Source organism: Klebsiella africana (genome assembly GCF_020526085.1).
Taxonomy (GTDB): Bacteria; Pseudomonadota; Gammaproteobacteria; order Enterobacterales; family Enterobacteriaceae; genus Klebsiella; species Klebsiella africana.
In genome coordinates this window covers 873054-899767 of record NZ_CP084874.1, presented here as the reverse complement: position 1 = coordinate 899767, position 26714 = coordinate 873054, and the positions used below count along the sequence as shown (strand labels likewise).

Sequence of the window (26714 nt, the reverse complement as noted above, 5' to 3'; positions counted from 1 at the left end):
CCGGCGGTACCCTATTTTGCCGGAGGGTGCGAACAGAGGATCCCCGGGTTACGGCTTACGCCTCACCCGGGCTACCGTTACCGCCCGCCGCGGATCAGGCCGCCGAGACCACGACGCTCCATAAAGGCCGCCACCTGATGGCGGACCTCGGCGGTCATCTGGGCATCGAGGCTGCGACGCGACAGCTCCTGCGCCTCTTCGATATCGATGCGGCGCAGCAGATACTTCACCCTCGCCACCGAGCGGCCGTTCATCGACAGATGGCGGTAACCGAGACCGATGAGGATCGTCACGCACATCGGGTCGCCCGCCATCTCGCCGCATAGTCGCAGATCGATGCCAAAGCGCTCCGCGTCATGGGCAATCATCGCCAGCGCCCGCAATACCGCAGGATGCAGGCTGTCATACATGCTGGCGACGCGGGTATTGTTGCGGTCGACGGCCAGCAGGTACTGGGTCAGGTCGTTCGTCCCTACCGAGATAAAATCGATCCGGCTGGCCAGCTGCGGCAGCATAAAGACCATCGACGGGACCTCCAGCATCACCCCCAGACGTGGACGTGGGATGGCGTAGCCGATCATCTCTTCCACTTCCCGGCTGGCGCGATCGATCAGCCGACGGGCCTCATCCACCTCCTCCAGACTGGTCACCATCGGCAGCAAAATGCTGAGGTTGCCGGTGGCGGCGTTGGCGCGCAGCATCGCCCGCACCTGGATCAAAAAGATCTCCGGCTGATCGAGGGTGATGCGGATCCCGCGCCAGCCGAGGCATGGGTTTTCTTCACTGATCGGCATATACGGCAGCTGTTTATCGGCGCCGATGTCCAGGGTACGCAGGGTCACCGGTTTGCTGTTAAACATCTGCAGCATGCCCTGATACTGGGCGACCTGCTCCTCCTCTGAGGGGAAGCCGCTCTGCAGCATAAAGGGAATTTCGGTGCGGTAGAGGCCAATGCCGTCAACAAAGCTGCCGAGCTTCTCTTCGTGCTCCGGGCTTAAGCCGGCGTTGAGCATGACTTTCACCCGCTCACCGCTTTTCAGCTCCGACGCGCGCTGGAGATCGTCCTCCGCCAGGCGGCTGAGTTCGTTCTCTTCGCTGATAAGGCGCTGATACTCCTGCAACAGGACAGGTTCAGGATCCACCAGCAGCTCACCGCGATAGCCATCGACAATCAGCGTATGGCCATGCAGCAGAGAGGGCTGGATATCGGCCCCCATCACCGTCGGGATCCCGAGGGCGCGCACCATAATAGCGGCATGGGAGTTGGCAGCGCCATCGCGCACCACCACGCCGGCCAGGCGATCCTGCGGCACCTCGGCGAGGGTGGTGGCCGACAGCTCGTCCGCCACGAGGATAATGCGCGCCGGCCAGGTGTTGGGCCCCTGAATACTGTCATCGAGATGGAACAGCAGACGCTGACCCAGGGTACGCAGATCGCCGGCTCGCTCTTTCAAATAGCCGTCGCTGAGCGCGGCAAACTGTTCGGCGAACTTCTCAATGATCTTTTTGACCGCCCACTCGGCCACCGCGCCTTTATCGACTTCGGCAAACAGCTCGCGACGCAGGCGGGCGTCGGAGAGGAGGTGCGAGTAGAGATCGAATATCGCCGCCGTCTCTTTTTGCGCTCCGGCAGCATAGCGTTTGCTGTAGCGACGAAACTCGTTGGCCGCCTCTTCCAGCGCGCCGGTCAGGCGTTCGCGTTCCGAGGCGGTATCCAGCGTCGAGGCTTCATACACCTGCTCCATCAACGGCAGGCTGACGTCCATCCAGCCTTCGGCGATTGCCACCCCGGAGGAGGCTGGCAGAGCGCGAATACGCGTCTGACGATACTGGCCGAACAGGGCGTTCAGCTGGGACTGGGAGAGGATCGCCGCCATCTGGGTGGCGAGGGTGACGAGGAAAGACTCTTCGCTTTCATCAAACTGACGCAGCTCGCGCTGCTGGACCACCAGCACGCCCAACAGCTGGCGGCGCTGAATGATCGGCACGCCAAGGAAGGCGCGGAAGCGGTCCTCTTTGACGGCAGGGATATATTTGAAGCTGGGGTGTTTTTGCGCATCAGCGAGGTTGATGGGCTCTGCCAGGCGGCCGACCAGCCCCACCAGGCCTTCATCGAACGCCAGCGCAACGGTGCGCCCGCGAGGTTTTTTTAACCCGCGGGTGGCCATCAGGTAATAGCAGCGTCGGTCATTGTCAGCCAGGTAAACCGAGCAGACTTCCGTCTCCATCGCCTGGCAGACATCCGTCACCAGAATATCCAGCGCCTCGTTTAAACGCGGCGCACTCGCGACCTTCTCGACTATTTCTCGCAACCGAGTGAGCATAATGTGCGTGGCTTAACCTCTTTTACGTCGATAAGCAGGCGCGCTTTGCGGCTTAGGTGCACTCTCCGCCAGCGACATGGTCACGCTGGCGAACTCTTTCATCACCCGGCGGTAGACGTCGCGCTTGAACGACACCACCTGGCGAACCGGGTACCAGTAACTCACCCAGCGCCAACCATCAAATTCAGGTGTACTGCTGGTTTGCATATTGATGTCCGCATCGTTGCCGATCAACTGCAAAAGAAACCACTTTTGTTTCTGGCCGATACAAACCGGCTTTGTGTCCCAACGCACCAAACGTTTAGGCAACTTGTAACGCAGCCAGTTACGGGTTGAGGCCAGGATCCGCACATCTTTACGGCTTAACCCGACCTCTTCAAACAATTCCCGATACATCGCCTGCTCTGCGGATTCTCCTGGATTTATGCCCCCTTGCGGGAACTGCCACGAGTGCTGACCATAGCGTCGGGCCCACATCACCTGGCCCTGACGATTACAGATTACAATACCGACATTTGGGCGGTAGCCATCGTCATCAATCACCGGACTACCTCAAGATAAGCTTCAATGTGAATGATTGTTTCACACTCGCCGGAAACGGTAAACCACTCTGTTCGCACACTGAGAACGGATAACATTTGAATAACTCACAGTAATGGCCAGAGTTATAAACAATGAAAGCGCGTGACAGCCGATTTTATTCACTTTTTCTGTGGATAGAGTTGTGAAGAAGTACGGAATTAACCCGGGAAAACCCAGAGTAATCCGAACATCGCATCGCTAGCACCTTAAAATAATGATAGCATATTCATTAAGTTAGAATATATTCCTTTCACTTATTACAGCATAACGTGACGATCATCACATATGCGATCCGGCGACTGATGAAAGATCGAGCAATGTCGATTTTATCCACAGATTACGCGCAGGCCTCGGGCAGATTTTCTCTAAAATTTCGATTTTCGTCGCACGTCAAGGCTGTAAATCGAACCAGTAGTGGGGCTTTTCCCCAGTTATCCCACTTTTCTGTGGATAACATGGTGTAAGATCCTGTTTATTGTCAGTGACCAGTTCTGGAAAACCCGTTTTCACCGTTTTCATCAGCCGCATGATAAGTTTAAAAAGCCATATAAATCATGTGATTGGTATAGTTACTCAGAAAACGGTAAACTCTATCCACAACGCGCAAAATTAGCGCTCATTTTTTAACCAAAGGTATTGCCCTATGCCCACCATCGCTCCGCTCGCCTCACCGCCGCAAAGTCAGGAACAGCTGCTGGCCCAGGCCCGCCAGCTGGCCGGCTATTCGCTGGGCGAGCTGGCGGCGCTGGCGGGGATCCCCATTCCGCGCGATCTTAAACGCGATAAAGGCTGGACGGGCATTCTGCTGGAGCTGTGGCTTGGCGCCAGCGCAGGCAGTAAACCTGAACAGGATTTCGCCGCGCTGGGGGTCGAACTCAAAACGATCCCCATCGACAGCCGGGGGCGTCCGCTGGAAACCACCTTTGTCTGCGTCGCCCCGTTAACCGGCAATAGCGGCGTCACCTGGGAGAGCAGCCATGTACGACATAAGCTACAGCGCGTCCTGTGGATCCCGGTGGAGGGGGAGCGCACCATCCCGCTGGCGGCGCGGCGCGTCGGCGCACCGCTGTTATGGAGCCCGGACGAAGACGAGGAGCGTCAGCTGCGCATGGACTGGGAGGAGCTGATGGATCTCATTGTTCTGGGCGAAGTCGAGCGCATCACCGCCCGCCACGGCGAGGTGCTGCAGTTAAGACCGAAAGCCGCCAACAGCAAGGCGCTGACCGAAGCCATCGGCGCCCGCGGCGAGACGATCCTTACGCTGCCGCGCGGTTTCTATCTGAAAAAGAATTTTACCGCCGCCCTGCTTGCCCGCCATTTCTTGTTACAACACGATTAATTTTTTGTTCTGCGTTGGGGTTGCATATAATTGCTGCTTTCTATTTTGCAGGACTTTGAACAATGTTATTTGCATGGATAACCGATCCTAACGCCTGGCTGGCGCTGGGCACGTTGACGCTGCTGGAGATCGTGCTCGGGATCGATAATATTATTTTCCTCTCTCTGGTCGTGGCCAAGCTACCTACCGCCCAGCGCGCCCATGCGCGGCGGATCGGTTTGATGGGCGCGATGGTCATGCGTCTGGCGCTGCTGGCCTCTATCGCCTGGGTCGTTAAGCTGACCAATCCGCTCTTCACCGTCCTCGGTCAGGAGATCTCGTTTCGCGATCTGATCTTGCTGCTCGGCGGGCTGTTCCTTATCTGGAAAGCCAGTAAAGAGATCCATGAATCTATCGAAGGTGAAGAGGAGGGGCTGAAAACTAACGTTCACTCCTTCCTCGGCGCCATTGTGCAGATCATGCTGCTGGATATCATCTTTAGCCTCGATTCCGTCATCACCGCCGTCGGCCTGTCGGATCATCTGTTCATCATGATGGCGGCGGTGGTGATCGCGGTGGGGGTGATGATGTTCGCCGCACGACCTATCGGCGATTTTGTTGACCGTCATCCTTCGGTGAAAATGCTGGCGCTGTCGTTTCTGATCCTCGTCGGCTTTACCCTGATGCTGGAAAGTTTCGACGTCCATGTGCCGAAGGGATACATCTATTTCGCTATGTTCTTCTCTATCGCGGTGGAGAGCCTTAACCTGCTGCGTAATAAGAAAAACCCGCTATAAACCACAAAATTGCAGCCTGGTCACAGGCTGCAACCCTTTTTCAGACTTTACTGCTTTTTATGTCTCACAAATCAGGCTATTAATAGAGGGGTATGGGGTGCAGCTACTGAAGAGGTGTTGACGATGAAAAAATGGGCAGTATTGATTTCCGCCGTAGGACTGGCGTTCTCGGTTTCCGGTTGCAGCAGCGATTACGTCATGGCGACCAAAGATGGGCGAATGATCCTGACCGACGGTAAACCTACCGTGGATGACGATACCGGTCTTATCAGCTACGAAGATCAGCAGGGTAATAAAATGCAGATCAATCGTGACGACGTTTCGCAAATCATTAAGCGTTAATCTTTCCCTGTCGGCCCCAGCTTCTGTTGACGCTGCGCTTACCGACCACCAGTCTTTTGAGAAGAGTCGGGATATACCAGGACGCCGCGGGTTTCACCCACCGCCCCTCCTCGTCACCCGGCTTTTTTGATTTTTTACTTCCTCTTTTTCTCACCCTCTGCCATGTTGATACTCCTTTGTCGGGGAATGCCTGACCTTATAAATAAAAAGGAAGCTGGCTATGCAGTATCACCGTATCCCACACAGTTCTCTTGAAATCAGCACCCTCGGGCTGGGAACCATGACTTTTGGCGAACAGAACAGCGAGGCCGATGCCCATCAGCAGCTCGATTACGCGGTTGCCAATGGCATCAACCTGATCGATGTCGCCGAAATGTACCCGGTCCCGCCGCGCCCGGAAACCCAGGGGCTGACCGAAACCTACGTCGGCAACTGGCTGGCGAAACGCGGCAATCGCGAAAAGCTGGTGCTGGCCTCCAAAGTTAGCGGGCCCGCGCGCAATAACGACAGCAGCATTCGGCCCAATCACGTCCTGGACCGTAAAAATATCCGCGAGGCGCTGCACGCCAGCCTGAAGCGGCTGCAGACCGATTATCTCGACCTATATCAGGTTCACTGGCCGCAGCGCCCAACCAACTGCTTTGGCAAGCTGGGCTACACCTGGGCCGACGCCGCGCCCGCGGTGACCCTGCTGGATACCCTCGAAGCGTTGACCGAGTTCCAGCGCGCCGGGAAGATCCGCTACATCGGCGTGTCGAACGAAACCGCCTTCGGCGTGATGCGTTATCTGCACCTGGCGGATAAGCACGACCTGCCGCGGATCGTGACCATTCAGAATCCTTACAGCCTGCTGAACCGCAGCTTTGAAGTCGGCCTCGCGGAAGTGAGCCAGTTCGAAGGCGTGGAGCTGCTGGCCTACTCCTGCCTGGCTTTCGGCACACTGACCGGCAAGTATCTCAACGGTGCGAAGCCGGCGGGGGCGCGCAATACGCTGTTCAGCCGCTTTACGCGCTACAGCAGCGAGCAGTCGCAGAAAGCGGTAGCGGCCTATGTGGATATCGCCAAACGCCATGGCCTCGATCCGGCGCAAATGGCGCTGGCCTTTGTGCGTCGGCAGCCGTTTGTCGCCAGCACCCTGCTGGGGGCGACGACCATGACGCAGCTGCAGACCAACGTGGAAAGTTTGCAGCTTGAGCTGAGCGAAGAGGTATTAGCGGAGATTGAGGCGGTGCATCAGGTTTATACCTACCCGGCACCGTAAGAAAGCAAAGCCCCGGGTAGCGGCGTATACGCCTTACCCGGGCTACCGAAGAGCAGATATTGGTGAACCCGTCTCCCGGTTAAGCGCAGCGCAAGCCGGGAGGTTATTTACGCCGCCCCCAGACCCACAGCGCGGCAATGGCCACGGCGAATACCGCGCCAAAGCCTATCCCCACGGCGACCGCCGGAACGCCAACGCTCACCGCCAGAGAATAGAGCCCCAGCATCAGCAGCATCGCCACGTTCTCACCGAGGTTCTGTACCGCAATAGCGTTACCTGCCCCGACCGAATGTTTCCCACGCTCCTGCAGCAGCGCATTCAGCGGTACGATAAAGAACCCGCCGAACACCCCGAGCAGTAACAGCAGACCGAACGCCGGCAGCAGCGACTGCTGCACCGCAAAGGCTATCACCGCGATACCGATCAAAATCCCGGCCGGCATACAGCGCGACACCGTCTCCAGGGTCACCAGCTTCGCCGCCGCCCCGGCACCCAGCACAATCCCCACCGCCACCATCGCATTAAGATAGGTAGGCATGGCGTTGCTGGTTATGCCCAGCGCCACCGGCACCCAGATCACCAGCAGGAAGCGCAGGGTCACGCCAGCGCCCCAGAACAGGCTGGTCCCCATCAGCGAAAAACGGGTTTCGCCGTTGCGCCACAGCGTGCGGCAGGCGCTGAAGAAGCTGTGCGTCATCGGCTTAAAACGCCATGACTGCCCCGGACGCGCCGCCGGCAGCCTGGGTATCCACAGGTTAGCTACCACCGCCCCGCCGTAGACCAGCGCGCAGACGATCAGCGCCGCCAGCACGTGCCAGTCGGCGAGGATCCCGCCGGCCATGGAGCCCAGCAGGATCGCCGCGATGGTCGAGGACTCCATCAGTCCGTTAGCCTTCACTAACTTATCGCCGGTGGTGAGTTCGCCAAGAATGCCATACTTGGCCGGCGAGTAGGCGGCGGCGCCAATCCCCACCAGCGTATAGCCGATAAACGGATTGACACCGAAGCAGATGCAGCCGGCGCCGAGCAGCTTCAGACCGTTGGCCACCATCATCACCCGGCCTTTGGCAAAGCTATCGGCAAACTGGCCGACAAAAGGAGCAAAAAGAATGTAAGCGCCCACAAACAACATCTGCAGGACCGGCTGGCTCCACTCCGGATAATAGAGCTGCTTCATCAGCGCCAGGGTGGCGAAGAGAAGCGCATTGTCGCCGAAGGCCGACAGGAACTGGGCGCCGATTACCGCCAGCATCCCTTTCGAGTACAGCGAAGGGTTAGTATGTACTGACTCACTCATGGGTTGTTTCCGCCTCGTCGACCATGTTTTTCAGGGTGACATAGTCTGGCTTGCCGCTACCGAGCACCGGTAGCTGTTTCAGCCAGCGTATATCTCGCGGCACCGCCAGCTCCGGAACCCCGTGCTGGCGGGCGTAGCGCAGCAGGGCTTCGCGAGTCAGTTCATTATCGGTGGTAAACAGCACCAGCGCCTCGCCTTTGCTGGCGTCCTGTTTAATCGCCGTGGCGTGCATTTTGTCCGGCGACGCGCCGAGGGCCACCTGCTCCACCATCTCGAGGGAGATCATCTCGCCGGCAATTTTGGCAAAGCGCTTCGCGCGGCCCTGGATGCGAACATAGCCCTGCTCGTCGAAGGTCACGATATCCCCGGTGTCATACCATCCCGCTTCCATCTCGCCATGCTGGTTTTCCGCCGCAGGCGCTTCCAGCACGCCGGGGTTTTCCACCCGCAGGTAGCCTTTCATGATGTTCGGCCCTTTCAGCTGCAGCCGCCCCCCTTGCTCAATGCCTGGCATCGCCAGCAGGCGAGCGTCCATCCCCGGCAGGATGCGGCCCACGGTGCCAACCTTCGCCGCCATCGGCACGTTAATCGAGACCACCGGCGCGCACTCGGTCACGCCATAACCTTCGAGAATGCGCAGGCCGAATTTATCCTGCCACAGCTGTTTGGTGCTCTCCTGCAGTTTCTCCGCCCCGGCGACCACATAGCGCAGGCGGTAGAAATCATACGGATTGGCGAAACGGGCATAGTTGGCGAGGAAGGTCGAGGTGCCGAACAGCACCGTACAATTGCGATCGTAGACCAGCTCCGGCACCACGCGATAGTGCAGCGGGCTGGGATAGAGAAACACCTCCGCCCCGGTAAACAGCGGCGTCAGCAGGCCGACGGTGAGGCCAAAAGAGTGGAACAGCGGCAACGCCGACATAAAGCGGTCGTTAGCGGTAAAGTCAGCGATGGTTTTGATCTGCTCGACGTTGGCCAGCAGGCTCTTATGGCTATGCACTACCCCTTTCGGATTGCCCTCTGAACCGGAGGTGAAGAGGATCATCGCCGCGTCTTCCGGCTGCTGCTTAACCTGCGCCAGACGCGGCGCCAGCAGATGACCAAAAATCCACAGTTTGTCAGCGAGGGTGATATCGCCTTTAAGATCTTCCAGGAACACCCAGCGCACCTGAGTCAGCTGCTCCGGCAGGTGCCAGAGTTTGCCTTTATCGAGAAAGGTGCGCGAAGTGAAAATGGTGTTGATTTCCGCGGCGGCTATCGCGCTGCTGAGCCCTTTCACCCCGGCGGTATAGTTCATCATCGCCGGAATACGCCCGCGGGCGATAGCGCCGAAAATCACCGCCGCGCTGATGCCGGCGTTAGGCAGCATCAGGCCGATCTTCTCGCCCGGCTGGCTGTATTTTTCCAGAATGCGGGCGACAAACAGGGTTTTGGTCAGCAGCTTGCGATAGGTATCCGGCTGGAAGTTGATATCCTCCACGCAGGGTTTGCGCGCGCCGAAGCGGTCCTGCGCCGCCAGCAGCGACTCATACAGGGTTTCCCGCGGGCGCACCGCCATCCGGGCTTCCATCATGATCTGATGCAGCATTTCTCCGGCGATTTTGCGCCGGTCGCGGGCGCGCGGCGCCTCGGGCATCGGCAGATGAGTAGGCGGCAGGAGATGCAGCTGAATACGCGGGAACAGGCGACGTTTCACCAGCCCCTTCAGCCGGCTGAAGGGCGTCAGTTCAGCGCCTTCAATGCGCAGCGGCACGATGGTCGCCTGCGATTTGGCGGCGACAAAGGCAGCGCCGTCATAAATTTTCATCAGCGAGCCGCTGACCGAAATTCGCCCTTCCGGGAAGATAACCACCGGCCGTCCTTGCTCAATCAGGCGCACCAGATGTTTGATCGACATCGGTTTGGTCGGGTCCAGCGGCACAAAATCGATAATCGGCGTCAGCGCGCGCATAAACCAGCGCTGGCTGATTGAGGTATAGACCGCAAAAACCGGTCGGACCGGCAAAAACAGCGCCAGCAGAATGCCGTCGAGGAAAGAGACGTGGTTCGGGGTAATTAAGACCTTTTGCTGGTATAAAGCCTGCGTGTCGCCGGTCAGTCTGACCCGGTATAACCCCTTGAACAACAGTCTGAAAAATCCCAAAAGCATAACAACTCCATGTGACCGGTTGATGAGTCAAAGCAGGTTACACGAGAAGGCATGGGAAAGCAGTGCAGCGGGGAGATTTTCGGAATAAAAAAAACCTGCGCATCCGCGCAGGTCGGTGTAAGACGTTCAGTACGAAGAGCGTACCTAAGAAACTCACCTATCAATACCTCTGGGATCTCGATTGTCACGTTTTTTGGCCGTAACGAGCCAGCGGGAAAACGCAAGGGAGTGAGCCTAAGTGCAACGAGGTATTACGATTTTCGCTATCTGTAACAACGTCGACGGCGGGCAAAAAAAAACCTGCGCATCTGCGCAGGCTGGTGTAATTAAAGTGGTCAACGTGGCGTTGACTCCACCTATCAATACCTCTGGGATAGCCAGAATATCAACCGGATCCGCGAACAAACCAGCGAACATTCGCAACAGCGCATCGCAAAGTGTAAGCAAAGGTTTGTATTTCCCTACGCCGGTTTCAATTACCGATCGCGTCAATGTAAACAGGTCACCGATAAGCCCGCGCTGAATCACATTTGCGCCATTCCTTCGCCGCCGCGCCTTGAATCTGCCGCTCTTTCCCGTAACATAGCAGTATGTAAACGCTTACCCTAGAAAAGGCATGGTATGGCGACTATTAAGGATGTAGCCCGACTCGCAGGAGTCTCCGTCGCTACCGTCTCCCGCGTCATCAACAACTCTCCCAAAGCCAGCGAAGCTTCGCGTCAGTCCGTGGGCGCGGCGATGGAAACCCTGAACTATCACCCCAACGCGAACGCCCGGGCGCTGGCCCAGCAGTCAACGGAAACCGTCGGCCTGGTGGTGGGCGATGTCTCCGACCCCTTCTTCGGCGCGATGGTCAAAGCCGTCGAACAGGTGGCCTACCGCACCGGCAATTTTTTGCTGATTGGCAATGGCTACCACAACGTGCAAAAGGAGCGCCAGGCGATAGAGCAGCTGATCCGCCACCGCTGCGCGGCGCTGGTGGTGCACGCCAAAATGATCCCCGATGAGGAGCTCGCCGGGCTGATGAAGCAGATCCCGGGTATGGTGCTGATCAACCGCATCCTCCCCGGATATGAAACCCGCTGCGTGGCGCTGGACGACCGCTATGGCGCCTGGCTGGCAACCCGCCATTTGATCCAGCAGGGGCACACGCGTATCGGCTATCTGTGCTCAAACCATGATATCTCCGATGCGGAAGATCGGCTGCAGGGGTACTACGCGGCGCTGGAGGAAAGCGGCCTGCCGTGCAACGACCGGCTGGTCACGTTTGCCGAGCCGGATGAAAGCGGCGGCGAACAGGCGATGACCGAACTGCTTGGCCGCGGCCGCCACTTTAGCGCCGTCGCCTGCTATAACGACTCGATGGCCGCCGGCGCGATGGGGGTGCTGAATGACAACGGCATCGACGTTCCGCGGGAGATTTCGCTGATCGGCTTCGACGATGTCCTGATTTCGCGCTATGTCCGCCCACGGCTGACCACCGTCCGCTATCCGATCGTTACGATGGCGACCCAGGCGGCCGAGCTGGCCTTAGCCCTGGCGGAGCAGCGCCCGGCGCCGGAGATCACCCATCTGTTCAGCCCGACGCTGGTGCGTCGTCACTCGGTGGTCGCCCCGCAGGAAGGCGATAAGTCGTAACGATAGAGATGCACGGCGGTAGCCGGGTAATCCAGCCCCTCGCCGATGTAGCGCCAGCCGAAGCGTTCGTAGAAATCCTGGCAGGCGGAGTAGAGATAAAGCTCCCGAAAGCCCGCGCGGCGGGCATAATCGATCACATGCCGCTGCAGTTTTCCGGCCAGCCCCTGACCGCGGGCGGCGGGCGCGACGTACAGCGCCGCCAGCCAGGGAAACAGATCCTGGCGGCTTATCAAATCGCAGCGCCAGAGGCCAATCGTGCCGAGCAACTGCTCGCCTTCCACCGCAATAAAGGTCAACGGCAGCGCCTCCGCCGTCTGGCTATGCTGCACGATGCTGGCGAAGAATTGCCGCGGCAGCGTCTCGCCGCCAAAGGCCTGCCACAGCCAGTCGGTCACCTGCGGGGCGAACTGCGGCGCAGCGTACAGCGGCAGGATCGTCATACCAGCTTGCCTTGAAAAATCGGCACCGAGTCGAACAGATAGCCGTCAAAATCCGGGGCGTCCTCATCGGACAGCTCCAGAAGGCTGTTTTTGACGTTTTCCAGATGCTGCCACATCGCCTGCCAGGCGCCCATCACATCGCGACGCCGCAGCGCGGCGAGCAGGGTCTGCCGGTCGCCGAGCCACTTCAGCCGCCAAGCGCGGCTGGCAATATGCACATTGAACTGCTGCCACAGCGGGCTGCTGTCCATCTGCAGCCAGATCCGCTCTACCGTCGCCAACAGCATCTGATTCTGCGTCGCCCCGGCCAGCACCAGATGGAACAGACGAGCGTTATCCTGCGCGGTGTCGTTGAGGGCGATAGCCCGCTGCTCCTGCTCGATAATCCGCTTCAGATTGTCGATATCAGCGCGGGTGGCCATTTTCGCGGCAAAGGCGGCGATGTTGCTCTCCAGCAGCTGGCGCGCCTGGAGAATTTCAAACGGACCGACGTCGCTGCTGAGCAGCTGCTCCTCTTCGCTGTCGTTCTCGTGAGGAATACGCATAACATACACCCCGGATCCCTGACGAATATCCACCGTCCCCTGCAGCTCAAGCATCAACAGCGCTTCGCGCACGATGGTCCGGCTGACGCCATAGGTTTCGGCAATATGGCGTTCCGGCGGCAAACGCGACCCGACCGGGTAGCGCCCCTGCGCGATCTGGGCGCGCAGGTCATCACCAATCTCCTGATAGGGCTTCTTTTCCGGCGGAACTATCGCTTTTTCCACAAAATCACCTGTGCGTTACATGCCTGCGAGTCAAATACGCCGCTATCTTAGCAAATATTGCCCCTGGCTAGCGGTATTCATCATCGATATCCAGCACCAGTTCACGCCGTTCGCCCAGCTGACGAAACCAGTGCGCCGAGGCTTTAGGTCGCCGGGCGCGATGGTTTTGCAAGTCGATTTCGATAAGCCCGTAGCGGTTTTTAAAGGCGTTCATCGGCGACACGTTGTCGGTAAACGCCCACAGCATATAGCCCTGGCAGTTGGCCCCTGCCTCGCGGGCGCGCAGGGTGTGCCACAGATGTTCGCTGATAAAACGAATGCGGTAGCTGTCATCGATGGTGCCTTCGCGGTTACGGAACTGGCCTTCGTTTTCCACCCCCATCCCGCTCTCCGCCACGAACCACGGGATGTTGCGATAGTCATTTTTGATTCGCATCGCCATATCAAAGATGATTTGCGGGTAGATTTCCCAGCCGCGGGAGGCGTTCATCCGCCGGCCGGGCAGCTCAAACGGCTCATAATACCAGGCCGGATGGAACGGCGTATGCGGATGCCAGGCCCGCGACGGGGCTTTGACCCGGTGCGGGTAGTAAAGATTAATCCCCAGCTCATCGACGGTGTGCTCGCGGATAATCGCCAGATCCTCCTCGCTGGTCTCCCACGTCACCTGATGCTGCTCAAGCAGCGCGAGAAGCGCCGGCGGCCAGACGCCGTGCACCAGCGGGTCGAGGAACATGCGGTTGTAGAACAGATCGTAGATCTCCGCCGCGCGCAGGTCATGGGGGGCGCGTGAGCGCGGGTAGGTCACCTCCGGATTGAGGATGCAGCCGACGGTCCCGGGATAGCCGAGCTCGCGAAACCGCTTCACCACGCTGGCGGTCGCCAGCACCTTATGATAGTTCCACTGCATCCAGGTGCTGGTGTTCTGCTCATAGGGCCAGCGCAGGGCATCCAGATAGACCCGGGTCTGCACCACGATCGGCTCATTAAAGGTAAACCAACGGGTCACCTTCGGGTGGTAGCGGGCAAAGACCTGCTCCGCGTAGCGCACAAACAGCTCAACCACTTTTTTCGACCCCCAGCCGCCATACTTTTCCAGCAGATAGCCGGGCAATTCATAATGCTCAAGGCAGATCATCGGCGTGATACCGTTGGCCAGCAGCGCGTCGAACAATTGGTCGTAATAGGCCGCATACTCCTCATCCACCGTGACGTTTTCATAGTCGGTCAGAAAGCGCGACCAGTTGATTGAGGTGCGGTAGTGGGTCAGCCCGGCCAGCTTCATCAGCTGCACATCTTCCTGAAAGCGGTTGATAAAATCGGTGGCCACCGCCGGGCCATAGCCGTTATGCCAGACGTGGCGATCGTTTTTGTACCAGAGATCGGGCCAGGAGTCCTGCCCTGGTTTTTTCCCGCTCCAGCCTTCGGTCTGCCAGGCGGAAGCCGCCGCGCCAAGGATAAAATCATCGGGAATGGTCATCCGTACGGTAGTCATAGGCTCCTCAGACAGGATTGGCGGTTTGTTGATTGTCTACCTGACGCTGCGCGGCATCGGCACGGCGGGAGGCAATTTTGACGAAAGGCAGATAGATAAGCACCGCGACGACGATGCAGATAAGCTGGGTCACCACCGCCCCCATCGAGCCGGCGGTGGAGAGCCAGGCGTTGATCAGCGGCGGCGTGGTCCAGGGGACCATCACCACCGCCTTGCCGGCGAAGCCGGTCAGGGTGGCGAAATAGCCGATGCTGCCGGTCACCAGCGGGGTGATGATAAACGGGATGGCGAGGATCGGGTTGAGCATGATCGGCATCCCGAAGATCACCGGCTCGTTAATATTGAACAGCCCCGGGCCTATCGACAGCTTGGCGATCTCTTTCATCTCTTTGCGCCTGGTGGCGATCATCACCGCAATCAGCAGGCCGATGGTCAATCCCGAGCCGCCAATGCTCATGTAGACGTCCCAGAAGGGCATCGTGATAATGTTCGGTACCTCTTTCCCCTGCTCAAAGGCGCTCATATTGACGGTGATCGCCCCCAGCAGCAGCGGCTCGCGGATCGGTTTGATCATCTGGTTGCCGTGAATGCCGATCACCCAGAACAGCTGGGCGACGAACATTAGCAGCAGGATCCCCGGCAGGCTCTGCACCACCCGCTCCAGCGGCTGCTGCACCACCTGGTAGACCGCATCGTAGAGATACATTCCCGTCAACTGGTGAAAGAGAAAACCAAAGGTGGCAATCGCGGTGGTGGTGATGATCGCCGGGATCAGCGCGGAAAAAGAGGCAGAGACGTTCGGCGGCACGGTATCCGGCATTTTGATCTTCAGTCCCTTGCGCCCCTCCAGCCAGCAGTAAATCTCCACTGACAGAATGGCGATGAACATCCCAAGGAACAGGCTGCGGGTATCGGAAAACTGGCGCAGCAGGACATCTTTCACCACGTGCATCTGGCCATCGACCATCATCTCCACCGTCGTCGGCGTAACGCAGATAAAGCAGATCACCGCCAGCAGGCCGGGAAACAGGCTTTTGATGCCGTTGATCCTCCCCAGCTCAATGCCGATCAGAAACACGGCGCCGATATTGAGGAAGTTGAGCGTGGCGTAGTTCAGCGCGCTGGTGATCGGCTTCAGCGTCGCAAGAAAGGAGAGCGAGGAAAAGCTGGCGAGCCCATTCTTCGGATCCAGCACCATGTTGGAGATCAGTACCGAAAAGGCCCCGACGATGATCACCGGCATCAGGGTAATAAACGCCGATTTGATCGCCATAATGTAGCGATAGCTGTTAAATGTCGTCGCGAAACGCCCCAGCGCGTCGATCAGTTTGTCCTGTAATGCCATAAAAGAGTACCTCAGTGTAAAGGGCTTATTGCGGCCAGGTGAACAGCCAGAGACTTTTGGCATACCAAAAAATAGTCGCAAGGCAAAAATAGTTCTGTGACAGCGCTCGCAACGCGTACAGTGGTATCCCAAATATCCGATAAAATCGACATTGGCATACCAGACTATGCCGACTCGTCAGTTCCTGCCAAAAGCGTGATCGCGATGGTTTTTCCGCCCCGCCCCGTCGATATGTCCCTTTTCGGTCTGTGATAAACTGCGCCTTACCACGTGAAATCAGGAATCGATGAATGGCTACAATGCTGGATGTCTCAATTCGCGCAGGCGTCTCGAAAGCGACGGTTTCCCGCGTGTTGAACGGCACAGGTCAGGTGAAAGAGAGCACCCGCCAACAGGTCTTTAAAGCGATGGAAGAGCTGGGCTACCGGCCCAATTTCCTTGCCCGCTCGCTGGCCAATCAGACCAGCAACAGTATCGGGCTGGTCGTCTCCACCTTTGACGGCTTCTACTTTGGCCGTCTGCTGCAGCAGGCGTCACGCCAGACGGAGGCCTGGGGAAAGCAGCTTATCGTCACCGACGGCCATGATACGCCGGAGCGCGAAGAGGAAGCGGTGCAGATGCTCGCCGACCGGCAGTGCGATGCGATCATCCTCTATACCCGCCATATGAGCGAGAAGGCGATCATGTCGCTGATTAATTCGATCGCCATGCCGCTGGTGGTGATTAACCGCGATGTGGCGCAGGCCCGCGAACGCTGCGTGTTCTTCGAACAGCAGGAAGCCGCCTTCCAGGCCGTGGAGTATCTGATTACCCAGGGCCACCGCGATATCGCCTGCATCACCGTCCCGATGCATACCCCTACCGGCCAGGCGCGCCTGCAGGGCTACCGCAACGCACTGATAAAACATGGTATTGAGTGGGATCCGAGCCGGGTGAAATACGGGGACTCGACGATGACCCGCGGCTACGAACTGTGCCGGGAACTGCTGGACGAGAAAGCCCGCTTCAGCGCGCTGTTTTCCTGTAACGATGATATGGCGCTGGGGGCGTCAAAGGCGCTGCATCAGGCGGGGCTGCGTATTCCGCAGGATGTGTCGCTGTTTGGCTTCGACGATGCGCCAAGCGCGAAATGGCTGGAGCCGGGGCTGTCGACGGTTTATCTGCCGATCGACAACATGATCACCACGGCTATCGACCAGGCGATCAAACTTGCCAATCAGCAGCCGATAGAAACGATCCCGCCGTTTACCGGCACGCTGGTGCTTCGCGAGTCGGTGACGACGGGACCTTTTTTTAAATAAGCTCTAAGGCCAGCAGCTCCTGGATGGTCTGGCGACGGCGGATCAGCCGCGCCTTGCCGCCATCAAACAGCACCTCCGGCAGCAGCGGACGACTGTTATAGTTGGACGACATCGAAGCCCCGTAGGCGCCGGTATCATGGAGCACCAGATAATCCCCAGGCGCCACCGCTGGCAGCTGGCGGGTCTCGACTTTGCCCCCCTCCTGCTGGGTAAAGACGTCCCCGGATTCGCACAGCGGCCCGGCCACCACGGTCTCCACCTGCGGCGCGGCGCTGAGATCCCGGCCATCCGCCGCCAGAGCGGTGATATGATGATAGCTGCCGTACATTGCCGGGCGCATCAGGTCGTTAAAGCCGGCGTCAATCAGCACGAAGTGACGGCTGCCCATCTCTTTCACGCTGCGCACCTGCGACACCAGCACGCCGGACTCGGCCACCAGGAAGCGTCCTGGCTCAATCTCCAGTTTCACCGGGTGCCCCAGATGGGCCGCGATCTGCTCCCGGGCGCGGTTCCACAGGCCGTAATAGTGGGCGGTGTCGATGGCCTCTTCACCTTCGCGGTAAGGAATCGACAGACCGCCGCCGGCGGAAATAGCCTGCAGATCCTGGCCAAAGTCGACGACCTGGCGCACCATCGCGCCGCACACCTGCTCCAGGTGACCGTAGTCGACGCCAGAGCCGATATGCATATGGATCCCGACCAGCTGCAGCTGATAACGACGCATTACTTCCAGCGCCGCCGGCAGGTGGCTGTACCAGATGCCATGCTTGCTGTTCTCACCGCCGGTATTGGTTTTCTGGCTGTGGCCGTGGCCAAAGCCCGGGTTGACGCGCAGCCAGACGCGATGGCCCGGCGACACCTCCCCCAGCTGGCTCAGCATGTCGATCGAACCGGCGTTCACCGGGATCTGTAACGCCTTCACCCGCTCGAGAGTGGCGTCGTCGATCAGATCGGCGGTAAAGACAATATCTTCTGGATCCTGCTGCGGATCGTAGCCAGCCGCCAGCGCCCGCTCGATCTCCCCCAGCGACACCGAGTCCACCTTCACCCCCTGCTCACGCATCAGACGCAGAATATGGATATTAGAGCAGGCTTTTTGCGCAAAACGCACCACGTCGAACTGGCTGAGCTGGGCAATCTGGCGGCGAATAATCTGCGCATCATAGACCCAGACCGGGCAGCCAAATTCCGCCGGCAGGCGCAGCAGGTTGTCCGCGGTCAGGTCAGTATCGGTGGCGTAAAGCGAGTGTGGCATAAGAACTCCAGTGCAGTGCGTGTGTTGGTCGCTGTTTTTTCTGATTACGCCACAGTGACAGACCAATAAAAAATATCGTTTTATCGCGACTCTATGCAAAAATGATATGGTTCCAGTCGAGCCTCAGGGAGACCGCATGCCAGCCGTCAATTTGCGTCATATCGAAATCTTTCACGCGGTGATGACCACCGGCAACCTGACCGAAGCGGCGCGGATGCTGCACACCTCGCAACCCACGGTCAGCCGCGAACTGGCGCGTTTTGAGAAGGTGCTCGGCCTGCAGCTGTTTGAGCGGACCCGCGGTCGTCTGCAACCGACGGTGCAGGGCCTGCGTTTGTTTGAGGAGGTTCAGCGATCCTGGTACGGCCTGGACCGCATCGTCAGCGCCGCCGAGAGCCTGCGCGAGTTCCGCCAGGGCGAGCTGTCGATCGCCTGTCTGCCGGTGTTTTCCCAGTCCTTTCTGCCGCTGCTGTTGCCACCGTTTCTCGCCCGCTACCCGGAGGTCAGCCTGCAGATCGTCCCCCAGGAGTCGCCGCTGCTGGAGGAGTGGCTCTCCGCCCAGCGCCATGACCTTGGCCTGACGGAGACCCTGCATACCCCGGCGGGCACCGAACGCACCCCGCTGCTGACGCTGAATGAAGTCTGCGTGCTGCCTGCCGGCCATCCGCTGGCGGCGCAGACGACGCTGACCCCCGCCGATTTTCAGGGCGAAAACTACATCAGCCTGTCGCGCACCGACAGCTATCGCCAGCTGCTCGACGCCCTGTTCCTCGAGCATCAGGTTAAACGGCGGATGGTGGTCGAAACCCACAGCGCGGCCTCGATCTGCGCCATGGTACGCGCCGGCGCCGGGATCTCGGTGGTGAATCCATTGACCGCCCTGGACTATGCCGATAGTGGCGTGGTGGTGCGCCGCTTTAGCGTCGAGGTGCCGTTTACCGTCAGCCTGATCCGCCCGCTCCACCGCCCGCGATCGGCGCTGGTCGACGCCTTCGTGACGCACCTGCAGCAGAGTCTGCCGCAGATCCTCACGCCGCTGGCGTCGGTCCTGCAGAGAGCATAAAGTTGACCGCGTCTTCCGCGTGGATCGCCGCGGTGTCAAAGACCGGCAGCGGGCTGAGCTCGGCAGGCACCAGCAGGCCAATCTCCGTACAGCCGAAAATCACCCCTTCCGCCCCCTGCTCCGCCAGGGCGGCAATCGTCTGCAGATAATAATCCCGCGACGCCTCGCTGAAGGTGCCGAGACAAAGTTCGTCGAAGATGATCTGATTGATCCGCGCCCGATCGTCGGCCTCGGGGATCAGCGTCTCGATGGCAAACTGCGCCTGCAGCCGACCGCGGTAAAAGGTCTGCTCCATGGTATAGCGGGTGCCCAGCAGCGCGACCCGGCGCTGGCCTTTGGCGGCAATCGCCCGCCCGGTGGCATCGGCAATATGCAGGAAGGGAACCTGGCAGCGGGCGGCGATGGTATCCGCCACCTTGTGCATGGTGTTGGTGCACAGGACGATGCCTTCGGCCCCCGCCTGCTGCAGCCCAACCGCGGCATCGGCAAGGATCGCCCCGGCGCGCTCCCAGTCGCCGGCAGACTGGCAGGCTTCGATGTCGTGAAAATCGACGCTGTGCAGCACCAGGCTGGCAGAGTGCAGGCCGCCCAGCCGCGCCTTAACGCCCTCATTGATCAACCGATAATAGGGGATCGTGGACTCCCAGCTCATGCCGCCTAACAGGCCAATGGTTTTCATCTTCTGCTCCTTATGTCGTTTCTGCCAGTGAAGCAAACTTGTGATCAACTTTCCACTTCTCTGGCCGGACATTTCTTTTTGTCGAAGAGTAAGATAAGTTAATTGAAACAATGTTTCACTTTAACAACAGGATCGCCCGATGTTTATTTTGCATAAAGACACCACCCTTGAAGACCTCGGCAATGGCGTAACCCGCCGCATTCTGGCCCACGACGGCAAAATGATGGCCGTGGAGGTGAATTTTGCCGCCGGCGCCATCGGCCCGATGCATAACCATCCTCACGAACAGCTCACCTATGTGCTTTCCGGCGAGTTCGAGTTCACCATCGGCGAGGAGACGCGCGTCGTCAGCGCCGGCGATACACTGTATAAGCGGCCGGGGATCATGCACGGCTGCGTCTGCCTGCAGCCCGGCACGCTGCTCGATACCTTTACTCCCATTCGCGAAGATTTCCTTGAAGGCTAATCCATAACGGGGGCGATCGCCGTCCCCGGTTACCGCCCTGCGCCCTCTAATAAAAAGATGCTGTCACAATCATTACCCTGGTAATAATATTTCCCGCTCAGTTAAGCCTAATTTTTCATTCCTTTCAGGCGCTCTTATACGGCCAAAATGCTTACCACCTCACCTTTTTGAAACATCGTTTCGACTTTGATCACATTTCCATCCTGATCTGCATGACGCAGAAACAAATCGCAATAAAATGAAATTAAAACGGTGTTTTATAAAAAAAATATCAGCAGAGAAGAAGGGCCTGGCCGCCCTGGCCTGCTGAACCAATTAAATACTAAGCCATTCATTAACAAGGACATGTTAATCAGAGGAAGCGTTCAGACATTTTGCGTTGTTCGCGGTAGAAAGCCAACAGCGCCGCGTCACCGGATCCGTATTACAACTCGTAAGCCAGGTAGGTATGTATGAATGAAAACAAGCTGCTGGGATTGGCATGGATATCGCCCTATATTATCGGGCTGATTGTCTTTACCGCTTTTCCCTTTGTTTCATCTTTCTTTCTCAGTTTTACCGAGTACGACTTGATGAGCCCGCCGGTATTTAACGGCATCGAAAACTATCGCTATATGTTGACCGAGGATAGTCTGTTCTGGAAATCGATGGGGGTAACCTTTGCCTACGTCTTTTTAACCATTCCTTTAAAACTGGCTTTCGCCCTCGGCATTGCCTTTGTGCTCAATTTCAAACTGCGCGGCATCGGCTTTTTCCGTACCGCCTACTACATTCCGTCGATTCTCGGCAGCTCGGTGGCGATTGCCGTGCTGTGGCGCGCCCTGTTCGCTATTGACGGCCTGCTGAACAGCTTTCTCGCCGTCTTTGGCATCGATGCCATCAACTGGCTGGGGGAACCCTCGCTGGCGCTGATGTCGGTCACCCTGCTGCGCGTCTGGCAGTTTGGCTCCGCAATGGTCATCTTCCTCGCCGCGCTGCAGAACGTTCCGCAGTCGCAATATGAGGCGGCGATGATCGACGGCGCCTCGAAGTGGCAGATGTTCATGAAGGTCACCGTGCCGCTGATCACCCCGGTGATTTTCTTCAACTTTATTATGCAGACCACCCAGGCGTTCCAGGAGTTTACCGGCCCGTACGTGATAACCGGCGGCGGGCCGACCTATTACACCTACCTGTTCTCGCTCTATATCTACGATACCGCCTTTAAGTACTTCGACATGGGCTATGGCGCCGCGCTGGCGTGGGTGCTGTTCCTCGTGGTCGCGGTCTTTGCGTCGATCGCCTTTAAGTCATCGAAATACTGGGTCTTCTACTCCGCCGATAAGGGAGGCAAAAATGGCTGATATTCAACAGATGGCGCCGGTGATGAGCGACGCCGATCGTGAGGTCGCCCGTACGCTGCGCCGGGAAAAGGTGAGCCGGGTGGTGCGCTACGTCGTACTGATATTCGTCGGCCTGCTGATGCTCTATCCGCTGGCGTGGATGTTCTCCGCCTCGTTTAAGCCGAACCATGAGATCTTCACCACCCTCGGGCTGTGGCCTGCCCACGCCACCTGGGACGGGTTTATCAACGGCTGGAAGACCGGCACCGAATACCATTTCGGCCACTATATGCTGAACACCTTTAAGTATGTAATCCCGAAAGTGGTGTTAACGATTATCTCCTCCACCATCGTGGCGTACGGCTTCGCACGCTTTGAGATCCCGTGGAAGAAGTTCTGGTTCGCGACGCTCATCACCACCATGCTGCTGCCAAGCACCGTCCTGCTGATCCCGCAGTACCTGATGTTCCGCGAAATGGGGATGCTGAACAGCTATCTGCCGCTGTACCTGCCGCTGGCCTTCGCCACCCAGGGATTCTTTGTCTTCATGCTGATCCAGTTTCTGCGCGGCGTGCCGCGCGATATGGAAGAGGCGGCGCAGATCGACGGCTGCAACTCCATCCAGGTGCTGTGGTACGTGGTAGTGCCGATCCTCAAACCGGCCATTATCTCGGTGGCGCTGTTCCAGTTCATGTGGTCGATGAACGACTTTATCGGTCCGCTGATCTACGTCTACAGCGTCGATAAGTATCCCATCGCGCTGGCGCTAAAAATGTCTATCGATGTCACGGAAGGCGCGCCGTGGAACGAAATTCTGGCAATGGCGAGCATCTCCATTCTGCCGTCCATCATTGTCTTCTTCCTGGCTCAACGCTACTTCGTGCAGGGCGTGACCAGCAGCGGAATCAAAGGTTAAGAGGGAAATATCATGGCTGAAGTGATTTTCAACAAACTGGAAAAAGTTTACTCCAACGGGTTTAAAGCGGTGCATGGTATCGACCTGAAGATTGCCGATGGCGAATTTATGGTGATCGTCGGCCCCTCCGGCTGCGCCAAATCGACCACCCTGCGCATGCTGGCGGGTCTGGAAACCATCAGCGGTGGCGAGGTGCGGATTGGGGACAAAATCGTCAACAACCTGGCGCCTAAATCCCGTGGCATCGCGATGGTATTCCAGAACTACGCCCTCTATCCGCATATGACGGTGCGCGAAAACCTCGCCTTTGGCCTCAAGCTGAGCAAGCTGCCGAAGGCGCAAATCGACAGACAGGTGGAAGAAGCGGCGAAAATTCTCGAACTGGAGGAACTGCTCGATCGCCTGCCGCGCCAGCTCTCCGGCGGCCAGGCGCAGCGCGTGGCGGTGGGCCGGGCGATCGTCAAAAAACCGGACGTTTTCCTGTTTGACGAACCGCTCTCCAACCTTGACGCCAAACTGCGCGCCTCGATGCGGATCCGCATTTCCGATCTGCATAAGCAGTTGAAAAAATCCGGCAAGCCAGCAACCACCGTCTACGTCACCCACGATCAGACGGAAGCGATGACCATGGGCGACCGCATCTGCGTGATGAAGCTCGGCCACATTATGCAGGTTGATACCCCAGACAATCTCTACCACCAGCCGAAAAATATGTTTGTCGCCGGATTCATCGGCGCGCCGGAGATGAATATTCGCCCCAGCCAGCTGGTTGAGCACGACGGTCGCCTGCATCTGACACTGGGCGATCAGCGACTGCCGCTCAACGACCTGCTGCAAAGCAAAGTTGAGACCCATAAGAATCAGCAGGTGTTCTTTGGCGTACGCCCGGAGTTTGTCTCTCTCTCCGATGACCCCTTTGCCGAGGGTTCCTGCGCGGGTGAAATGGTACGCGTAGAAAACATGGGACATGAATTCTTTGTTTATCTCAAGGTTGCTGATTATGAGCTGACCGCCCGCGTGCCGTCGGACGAAGCGAAGCCGATGATTGCCAAGGGACTGAATCGCAAAGTCTATTTCACCTTTGATCTCAACAAGTGTCACATCTTTGACGCCAAAACCGAACAGAACCTCTCTCTGTGAACCCTGGAGCATAACAATGAAAAACGTGCTGATAAGCGCCACCCTCTCCGCCACCCTGGGCCTTAGCGCCTTCTCTTCGCTGGCGCAGGATGTCGACCTGCGTATGTCCTGGTGGGGGGGCAACGGCCGCCATCAGGTCACCCTCAAGGCGCTGGAGGAATTCCACAAACAAAACCCAGACATCAACGTCAAAGCAGAGTACACCGGCTGGGACGGCCATCTTTCGCGCCTGACCACCCAGATTGCCGGCGGTACCGAGCCTGACGTGATGCAGACCAACTGGAACTGGCTGCCGATCTTTTCGAAAAATGGCGAGGGCTTTTACGATCTGAATACCCTGAAAGACGAGATCGATCTCAGCCAGTTCGATGCCAAAGAGCTGCAGTCCACCACGGTCAACGGCAAGCTGAACGGTATTCCCATTTCCGTCACCGCCCGCGTCTTCTACTTTAACGACGAAGCATGGAAAAAGGCGGGCATCCCCTTCCCGAAAACCTGGGATGAACTCATGGCGGCGGGAAAAACTTTCGAAAGCAAGCTCGGGAAACAGTACTACCCGGTGGTGCTCGAACACCAGGACGTGCTGGCCCTGCTCAACTCTTACATGGTGCAAAAATACAATCAGCCGGCCATCGATGAGAAAGGGCGAAAATTCTCCTACAGCAAAGCGCAGTGGGCAGATTTCTTCGGCATGTATAAGAAGCTTATCGACAGCCATGTGATGCCGGACACCCGCTACTATGCCTCGTTCGGCAAGAGCAACATGTACGAGATGAAGCCGTGGATCCAGGGTGAATGGGGCGGGACCTACATGTGGAACTCCACCATCAACAAATATTCCGATAACCTGAAGCCGCCGGCGAAGCTGGTGCTGGGGGAATACCCAATGCTGCCGGGCGCCACCGACGCCGGACTGTTCTTCAAACCCGCGCAAATGTTGTCGATTGGCAAATCGACGAAAAACCCGCAGGCGGCGGCGAAAGTGATTAACTTCCTGCTGAACAGTAAAGAAGGGGTGGATATTCTCGGACTGGAGCGTGGGGTACCACTGAGTAAAGCGGCGGTTAACTACCTGACCGAGGACGGGGTAATCAAAGCCGACGATCCGGCGGTGTCTGGCCTGAAGCTGGCGCAATCCCTGCCCACCACCCTGCCAGTCTCCCCGTACTTCGACGATCCGCAGATCGTCGCCCAGTTCGGCACCACCCTGCAGTACATCGATTACGGTAAAAAGTCGGTGGAAGAAGCGGCCGAGGACTTCCAGCGCCAGACCGACCGCATTCTGCGCCGCGCGATGCGCTAACCTGCCGTCTGAACCCTCCCGCGGCGTCCACCGCGGGAGATCCTGCTGCAGTACCCTGTCAGAAGAAATATTTAAAGCGTACCCGAGCGCCGTAGCGTTCATCGGGATTCCCGCTCTTCGCCGCCGTGGAATCGAGCCACGAGGCGTAGGCGCCAAGGTAAATATTGAAGTTCGGCATCGCCATGATATGCGGCAACTGCCAGGAGGTGTGCAGGGTATGGATGTCATAGCGCCCCGGCGCGAGGATAGCGCAGTCGCCATCGCATTCGCTGCTCACCCCAGCCATATTGAACTGGTCGATTTTGTTATGCGCGTAGATATAGCCCAGCTCCACGCGATGCCACAGGGCGTTAACTCCGGCGCTGAAGTCGGTTTCGTCCGCCGCGTCCAGCAGGGCGGTACTCAGGTTGACCACCGCCCCATCCTGCGGATCGCTTTTCAGGGTGTTCCAGCTCATGGTCAGCCCGTAACCGGTGCGGTCTGACTGGTCGACCCAGCGTCCGCTCTGGCTCTGATAGCCGTAAGCGTTGTTGACGAGGTTGCTCTCTATCGCCGCTGCCGCCGACCAGGCGCCGGACTGCCACGCCGCCACCGGCCGCACGTACACCACATTTTTGCGGTTTTCCAGCGCGTTACCGTGATAGTTCTGATCGACAAACAGCGAACTGCCGTCCTCCACCAGGGTATTAACCTCGAAATACCAGTTATCCACCGTTTTGCTAAACAGAAGGTTACCGCCGCTGCTGCTGCGCCCGCGTCCCTCTTTCATCATGTAAATATAGCCATAGCCGTCAGAATAGAGATCGTTGGCGGTATTTCCTGAATATTCAATAAAGGTGTCCTGATTCAGGGGGAACATATCCCAGGCTTCAAAGCGGCCTATTTTTATTTTCCAGTCATCCTGCTGGCCAAAGAAAAATACCGCATCATCAAGATTCATTTTGCCATCCATATCCGCCAGGGGCTGTACGCTGAAACCGGCATATTGCCCGTCGGCGCCATTCCGTCTGCCATCGAAACCCAGCAAAATACGACCATTAATATCCCAGCGTTCTTTCTCGCCGGGCGCCCAGCTTTTATTCGCGCTGGTTTTGACCGACGTCAGGCTGCCGGTGCGGCTGGCGCCATCGAGGTTAAATTCGACGTCGCCATAAAATTTTAATTCGCCATTGTCATTTAGCTGCAAACGCGGCGAAGCAGGCGCCGCGCGAGCGACCATCGCGGCCTGCTGCTGGCCTTTCAGTGTCTTAATTTCCGCCTCTGCGCTGGCGGCGCGCGCCTCCGTTGCCTTTAGCCGCTGCTCCATTTGCGCCAGTCGATCCTCCAGCGATAACGGCGCCTGCGCCATAACGGATGGCAGATACAGAGACGTCAGAAAACACCCGACCCAGATTTTATTCATCGGTAAACCCTTTTATTATGGAATGAACTGAATTTTTTATTAATGGGTAACGCACGACGATGCAGGCAATAATAACCCGCCCATCGTCAAAGACGGGTTATTAACG

General features: G+C 58.1%; 23 protein-coding genes and 1 pseudogene. 13 read left to right on the top strand and 11 right to left on the bottom strand.

All coding sequences use genetic code 11. The features are described 5' to 3' along the window. Window positions 1-77: 77 nt before the first annotated feature. Both ptsP and rppH read right to left on the bottom strand, forming a co-directional pair. Window positions 78-2324 carry a phosphoenolpyruvate--protein phosphotransferase gene (gene ptsP, locus LGL98_RS04440; RefSeq protein ID WP_002915935.1) on the bottom strand — a complete coding sequence of 749 codons (2247 nt, stop codon included), beginning with the start codon at window positions 2322-2324 and terminating at the stop codon, window positions 78-80. Between the two features lie 12 nt (window positions 2325-2336). Beyond that, window positions 2337-2867 (bottom strand): RNA pyrophosphohydrolase, encoded by a 531-nt coding sequence (gene rppH / locus LGL98_RS04435; protein ID WP_004205443.1) that lies wholly within the window; start codon window positions 2865-2867, stop codon window positions 2337-2339. 453 nt (window positions 2868-3320) lie between these two features. Here rppH and LGL98_RS04430 point away from each other — a divergent pair. From LGL98_RS04430 to LGL98_RS04410, 5 genes and pseudogenes are all read left to right on the top strand, one after another. After that, window positions 3321-3461 (top strand): annotated as a pseudogene (locus tag LGL98_RS04430) (hypothetical protein); the annotation flags it as partial. An 88-nt stretch (window positions 3462-3549) separates the two neighbouring features. Beyond that, the gene (mutH, locus tag LGL98_RS04425) at window positions 3550-4245 is read left to right on the top strand and encodes a DNA mismatch repair endonuclease MutH (protein WP_136029252.1); all 696 of its coding nucleotides are present in this window, start codon (window positions 3550-3552) and stop codon (window positions 4243-4245) included. Between the two features lie 62 nt (window positions 4246-4307). Beyond that, window positions 4308-5021: a TerC family protein gene (locus LGL98_RS04420; RefSeq protein ID WP_004205441.1), complete on the top strand. Its 714-nt coding sequence runs from the start codon at window positions 4308-4310 to the stop codon at window positions 5019-5021. 123 nt (window positions 5022-5144) lie between these two features. Beyond that, window positions 5145-5363, top strand: coding sequence for a YgdI/YgdR family lipoprotein (locus LGL98_RS04415; RefSeq protein WP_002915974.1), 219 nt, complete (start codon window positions 5145-5147; stop codon window positions 5361-5363). Between the two features lie 220 nt (window positions 5364-5583). Next, window positions 5584-6624 (top strand): NADP(H)-dependent aldo-keto reductase, encoded by a 1041-nt coding sequence (locus tag LGL98_RS04410; protein ID WP_136029250.1) that lies wholly within the window; start codon window positions 5584-5586, stop codon window positions 6622-6624. A gap of 103 nt (window positions 6625-6727) precedes the next feature. Here LGL98_RS04410 and lplT read toward each other — a convergent pair whose 3' ends face one another. Together lplT and aas are read right to left on the bottom strand one after the other, a co-directional pair. Further along, a complete protein-coding gene (gene lplT / locus LGL98_RS04405) occupies window positions 6728-7921 on the bottom strand; it encodes a lysophospholipid transporter LplT (RefSeq protein ID WP_136029248.1) in 1194 nt (397 codons plus the stop codon). Then, on the bottom strand, window positions 7914-10073 hold the full coding sequence (gene aas, locus LGL98_RS04400) for a bifunctional acyl-ACP--phospholipid O-acyltransferase/long-chain-fatty-acid--ACP ligase (RefSeq protein WP_087804657.1): 2160 nt from the start codon (window positions 10071-10073) through the stop codon (window positions 7914-7916). Before aas ends, lplT begins: the two co-directional genes overlap by 8 nt. A 621-nt stretch (window positions 10074-10694) precedes the next feature. Between aas and galR the strand changes: the two genes are divergently transcribed. Then, window positions 10695-11711: an HTH-type transcriptional regulator GalR gene (galR, locus tag LGL98_RS04390; RefSeq protein WP_002915981.1), complete on the top strand. Its 1017-nt coding sequence runs from the start codon at window positions 10695-10697 to the stop codon at window positions 11709-11711. Here galR and LGL98_RS04385 read toward each other — a convergent pair. From LGL98_RS04385 to LGL98_RS04370, 4 genes are all read right to left on the bottom strand, one after another. Further along, the gene (locus LGL98_RS04385; RefSeq protein ID WP_136029246.1) at window positions 11672-12151 is read right to left on the bottom strand and encodes a GNAT family N-acetyltransferase; all 480 of its coding nucleotides are present in this window, start codon (window positions 12149-12151) and stop codon (window positions 11672-11674) included. The two genes, galR and LGL98_RS04385, sit on opposite strands and share 40 nt — an antisense overlap. After that, window positions 12148-12921 (bottom strand): GntR family transcriptional regulator, encoded by a 774-nt coding sequence (locus tag LGL98_RS04380; RefSeq protein ID WP_002915985.1) that lies wholly within the window; start codon window positions 12919-12921, stop codon window positions 12148-12150. The genes LGL98_RS04385 and LGL98_RS04380 overlap by 4 nt, the downstream gene beginning before the upstream one ends. Window positions 12922-12988: 67 nt before the next feature. Beyond that, on the bottom strand, window positions 12989-14416 hold the full coding sequence (locus LGL98_RS04375; protein WP_136029244.1) for a glycoside hydrolase family 1 protein: 1428 nt from the start codon (window positions 14414-14416) through the stop codon (window positions 12989-12991). A 7-nt stretch (window positions 14417-14423) separates the two neighbouring features. Further along, the gene (locus LGL98_RS04370) at window positions 14424-15761 is read right to left on the bottom strand and encodes a PTS sugar transporter subunit IIC (protein ID WP_136029242.1); all 1338 of its coding nucleotides are present in this window, start codon (window positions 15759-15761) and stop codon (window positions 14424-14426) included. A gap of 299 nt (window positions 15762-16060) precedes the next feature. Here LGL98_RS04370 and LGL98_RS04365 point away from each other — a divergent pair, with 299 nt between their 5' ends. Then, complete coding sequence (locus LGL98_RS04365) at window positions 16061-17062, top strand: LacI family DNA-binding transcriptional regulator (RefSeq protein ID WP_004229436.1); 1002 nt, start codon at window positions 16061-16063, stop codon at window positions 17060-17062. Here LGL98_RS04365 and lysA read toward each other — a convergent pair. Next, window positions 17055-18317 carry a diaminopimelate decarboxylase gene (lysA, locus tag LGL98_RS04360; RefSeq protein WP_136029240.1) on the bottom strand — a complete coding sequence of 421 codons (1263 nt, stop codon included), beginning with the start codon at window positions 18315-18317 and terminating at the stop codon, window positions 17055-17057. The genes LGL98_RS04365 and lysA overlap by 8 nt on opposite strands. A gap of 136 nt (window positions 18318-18453) precedes the next feature. Here lysA and LGL98_RS04355 point away from each other — a divergent pair, with 136 nt between their 5' ends. Further along, a complete protein-coding gene (locus LGL98_RS04355) occupies window positions 18454-19380 on the top strand; it encodes a LysR family transcriptional regulator (RefSeq protein WP_004205422.1) in 927 nt (308 codons plus the stop codon). Here LGL98_RS04355 and LGL98_RS04350 read toward each other — a convergent pair. Then, complete coding sequence (locus tag LGL98_RS04350; RefSeq protein WP_136029238.1) at window positions 19346-20059, bottom strand: aspartate/glutamate racemase; 714 nt, start codon at window positions 20057-20059, stop codon at window positions 19346-19348. The two genes, LGL98_RS04355 and LGL98_RS04350, sit on opposite strands and share 35 nt — an antisense overlap. A 139-nt stretch (window positions 20060-20198) precedes the next feature. On the opposite strand from LGL98_RS04350, the gene LGL98_RS04345 reads away from it, so the two are divergent. From LGL98_RS04345 to LGL98_RS04325, 5 genes are all read left to right on the top strand, one after another. Further along, a complete protein-coding gene (locus LGL98_RS04345) occupies window positions 20199-20525 on the top strand; it encodes a cupin domain-containing protein (RefSeq protein ID WP_136026068.1) in 327 nt (108 codons plus the stop codon). A 452-nt stretch (window positions 20526-20977) separates the two neighbouring features. Beyond that, entirely contained in the window at window positions 20978-21868 is an 891-nt protein-coding gene (locus tag LGL98_RS04340) for a carbohydrate ABC transporter permease (protein ID WP_002915995.1), read from the top strand. Then, the gene (locus LGL98_RS04335; protein WP_002915996.1) at window positions 21861-22763 is read left to right on the top strand and encodes a carbohydrate ABC transporter permease; all 903 of its coding nucleotides are present in this window, start codon (window positions 21861-21863) and stop codon (window positions 22761-22763) included. The genes LGL98_RS04340 and LGL98_RS04335 overlap by 8 nt, the downstream gene beginning before the upstream one ends. A 12-nt stretch (window positions 22764-22775) precedes the next feature. Beyond that, entirely contained in the window at window positions 22776-23903 is a 1128-nt protein-coding gene (locus LGL98_RS04330; RefSeq protein ID WP_136029234.1) for an ABC transporter ATP-binding protein, read from the top strand. Between the two features lie 16 nt (window positions 23904-23919). Further along, window positions 23920-25206, top strand: a complete 1287-nt coding sequence (locus LGL98_RS04325) for an ABC transporter substrate-binding protein (protein ID WP_136029232.1) — start codon at window positions 23920-23922, stop codon at window positions 25204-25206. 58 nt (window positions 25207-25264) lie between these two features. Here LGL98_RS04325 and LGL98_RS04320 read toward each other — a convergent pair whose 3' ends face one another. Further along, window positions 25265-26608 (bottom strand): carbohydrate porin, encoded by a 1344-nt coding sequence (locus LGL98_RS04320; RefSeq protein ID WP_136029230.1) that lies wholly within the window; start codon window positions 26606-26608, stop codon window positions 25265-25267. Between the last annotated feature and the right edge of the window lie 106 nt (window positions 26609-26714).

Bases quoted from the DNA above. Each gene is read 5' to 3' on its own strand.
- ptsP (WP_002915935.1), bottom strand. From the start codon at position 2,324: ATGCTCACTCGGTTGCGAGAAATAGTCGAGAAGGTCGCGAGTGCGCCG.
- mutH (WP_136029252.1), top strand. From the start codon at position 3,550: ATGCCCACCATCGCTCCGCTCGCCTCACCGCCGCAAAGTCAGGAACAG.
- LGL98_RS04420 (WP_004205441.1), top strand. From the start codon at position 4,308: ATGTTATTTGCATGGATAACCGATCCTAACGCCTGGCTGGCGCTGGGC.
- LGL98_RS04415 (WP_002915974.1), top strand. From the start codon at position 5,145: ATGAAAAAATGGGCAGTATTGATTTCCGCCGTAGGACTGGCGTTCTCG.
- LGL98_RS04410 (WP_136029250.1), top strand. From the start codon at position 5,584: ATGCAGTATCACCGTATCCCACACAGTTCTCTTGAAATCAGCACCCTC.
- lplT (WP_136029248.1), bottom strand. From the start codon at position 7,921: ATGAGTGAGTCAGTACATACTAACCCTTCGCTGTACTCGAAAGGGATG.
- aas (WP_087804657.1), bottom strand. From the start codon at position 10,073: ATGCTTTTGGGATTTTTCAGACTGTTGTTCAAGGGGTTATACCGGGTC.
- galR (WP_002915981.1), top strand. From the start codon at position 10,695: ATGGCGACTATTAAGGATGTAGCCCGACTCGCAGGAGTCTCCGTCGCT.
- LGL98_RS04385 (WP_136029246.1), bottom strand. From the start codon at position 12,151: ATGACGATCCTGCCGCTGTACGCTGCGCCGCAGTTCGCCCCGCAGGTG.
- LGL98_RS04375 (WP_136029244.1), bottom strand. From the start codon at position 14,416: ATGACTACCGTACGGATGACCATTCCCGATGATTTTATCCTTGGCGCG.
- LGL98_RS04370 (WP_136029242.1), bottom strand. From the start codon at position 15,761: ATGGCATTACAGGACAAACTGATCGACGCGCTGGGGCGTTTCGCGACG.
- LGL98_RS04365 (WP_004229436.1), top strand. From the start codon at position 16,061: ATGCTGGATGTCTCAATTCGCGCAGGCGTCTCGAAAGCGACGGTTTCC.
- lysA (WP_136029240.1), bottom strand. From the start codon at position 18,317: ATGCCACACTCGCTTTACGCCACCGATACTGACCTGACCGCGGACAAC.
- LGL98_RS04355 (WP_004205422.1), top strand. From the start codon at position 18,454: ATGCCAGCCGTCAATTTGCGTCATATCGAAATCTTTCACGCGGTGATG.
- LGL98_RS04350 (WP_136029238.1), bottom strand. From the start codon at position 20,059: ATGAAAACCATTGGCCTGTTAGGCGGCATGAGCTGGGAGTCCACGATC.
- LGL98_RS04345 (WP_136026068.1), top strand. From the start codon at position 20,199: ATGTTTATTTTGCATAAAGACACCACCCTTGAAGACCTCGGCAATGGC.
- LGL98_RS04340 (WP_002915995.1), top strand. From the start codon at position 20,978: ATGAATGAAAACAAGCTGCTGGGATTGGCATGGATATCGCCCTATATT.
- LGL98_RS04335 (WP_002915996.1), top strand. From the start codon at position 21,861: ATGGCTGATATTCAACAGATGGCGCCGGTGATGAGCGACGCCGATCGT.
- LGL98_RS04330 (WP_136029234.1), top strand. From the start codon at position 22,776: ATGGCTGAAGTGATTTTCAACAAACTGGAAAAAGTTTACTCCAACGGG.
- LGL98_RS04325 (WP_136029232.1), top strand. From the start codon at position 23,920: ATGAAAAACGTGCTGATAAGCGCCACCCTCTCCGCCACCCTGGGCCTT.
- LGL98_RS04320 (WP_136029230.1), bottom strand. From the start codon at position 26,608: ATGAATAAAATCTGGGTCGGGTGTTTTCTGACGTCTCTGTATCTGCCA.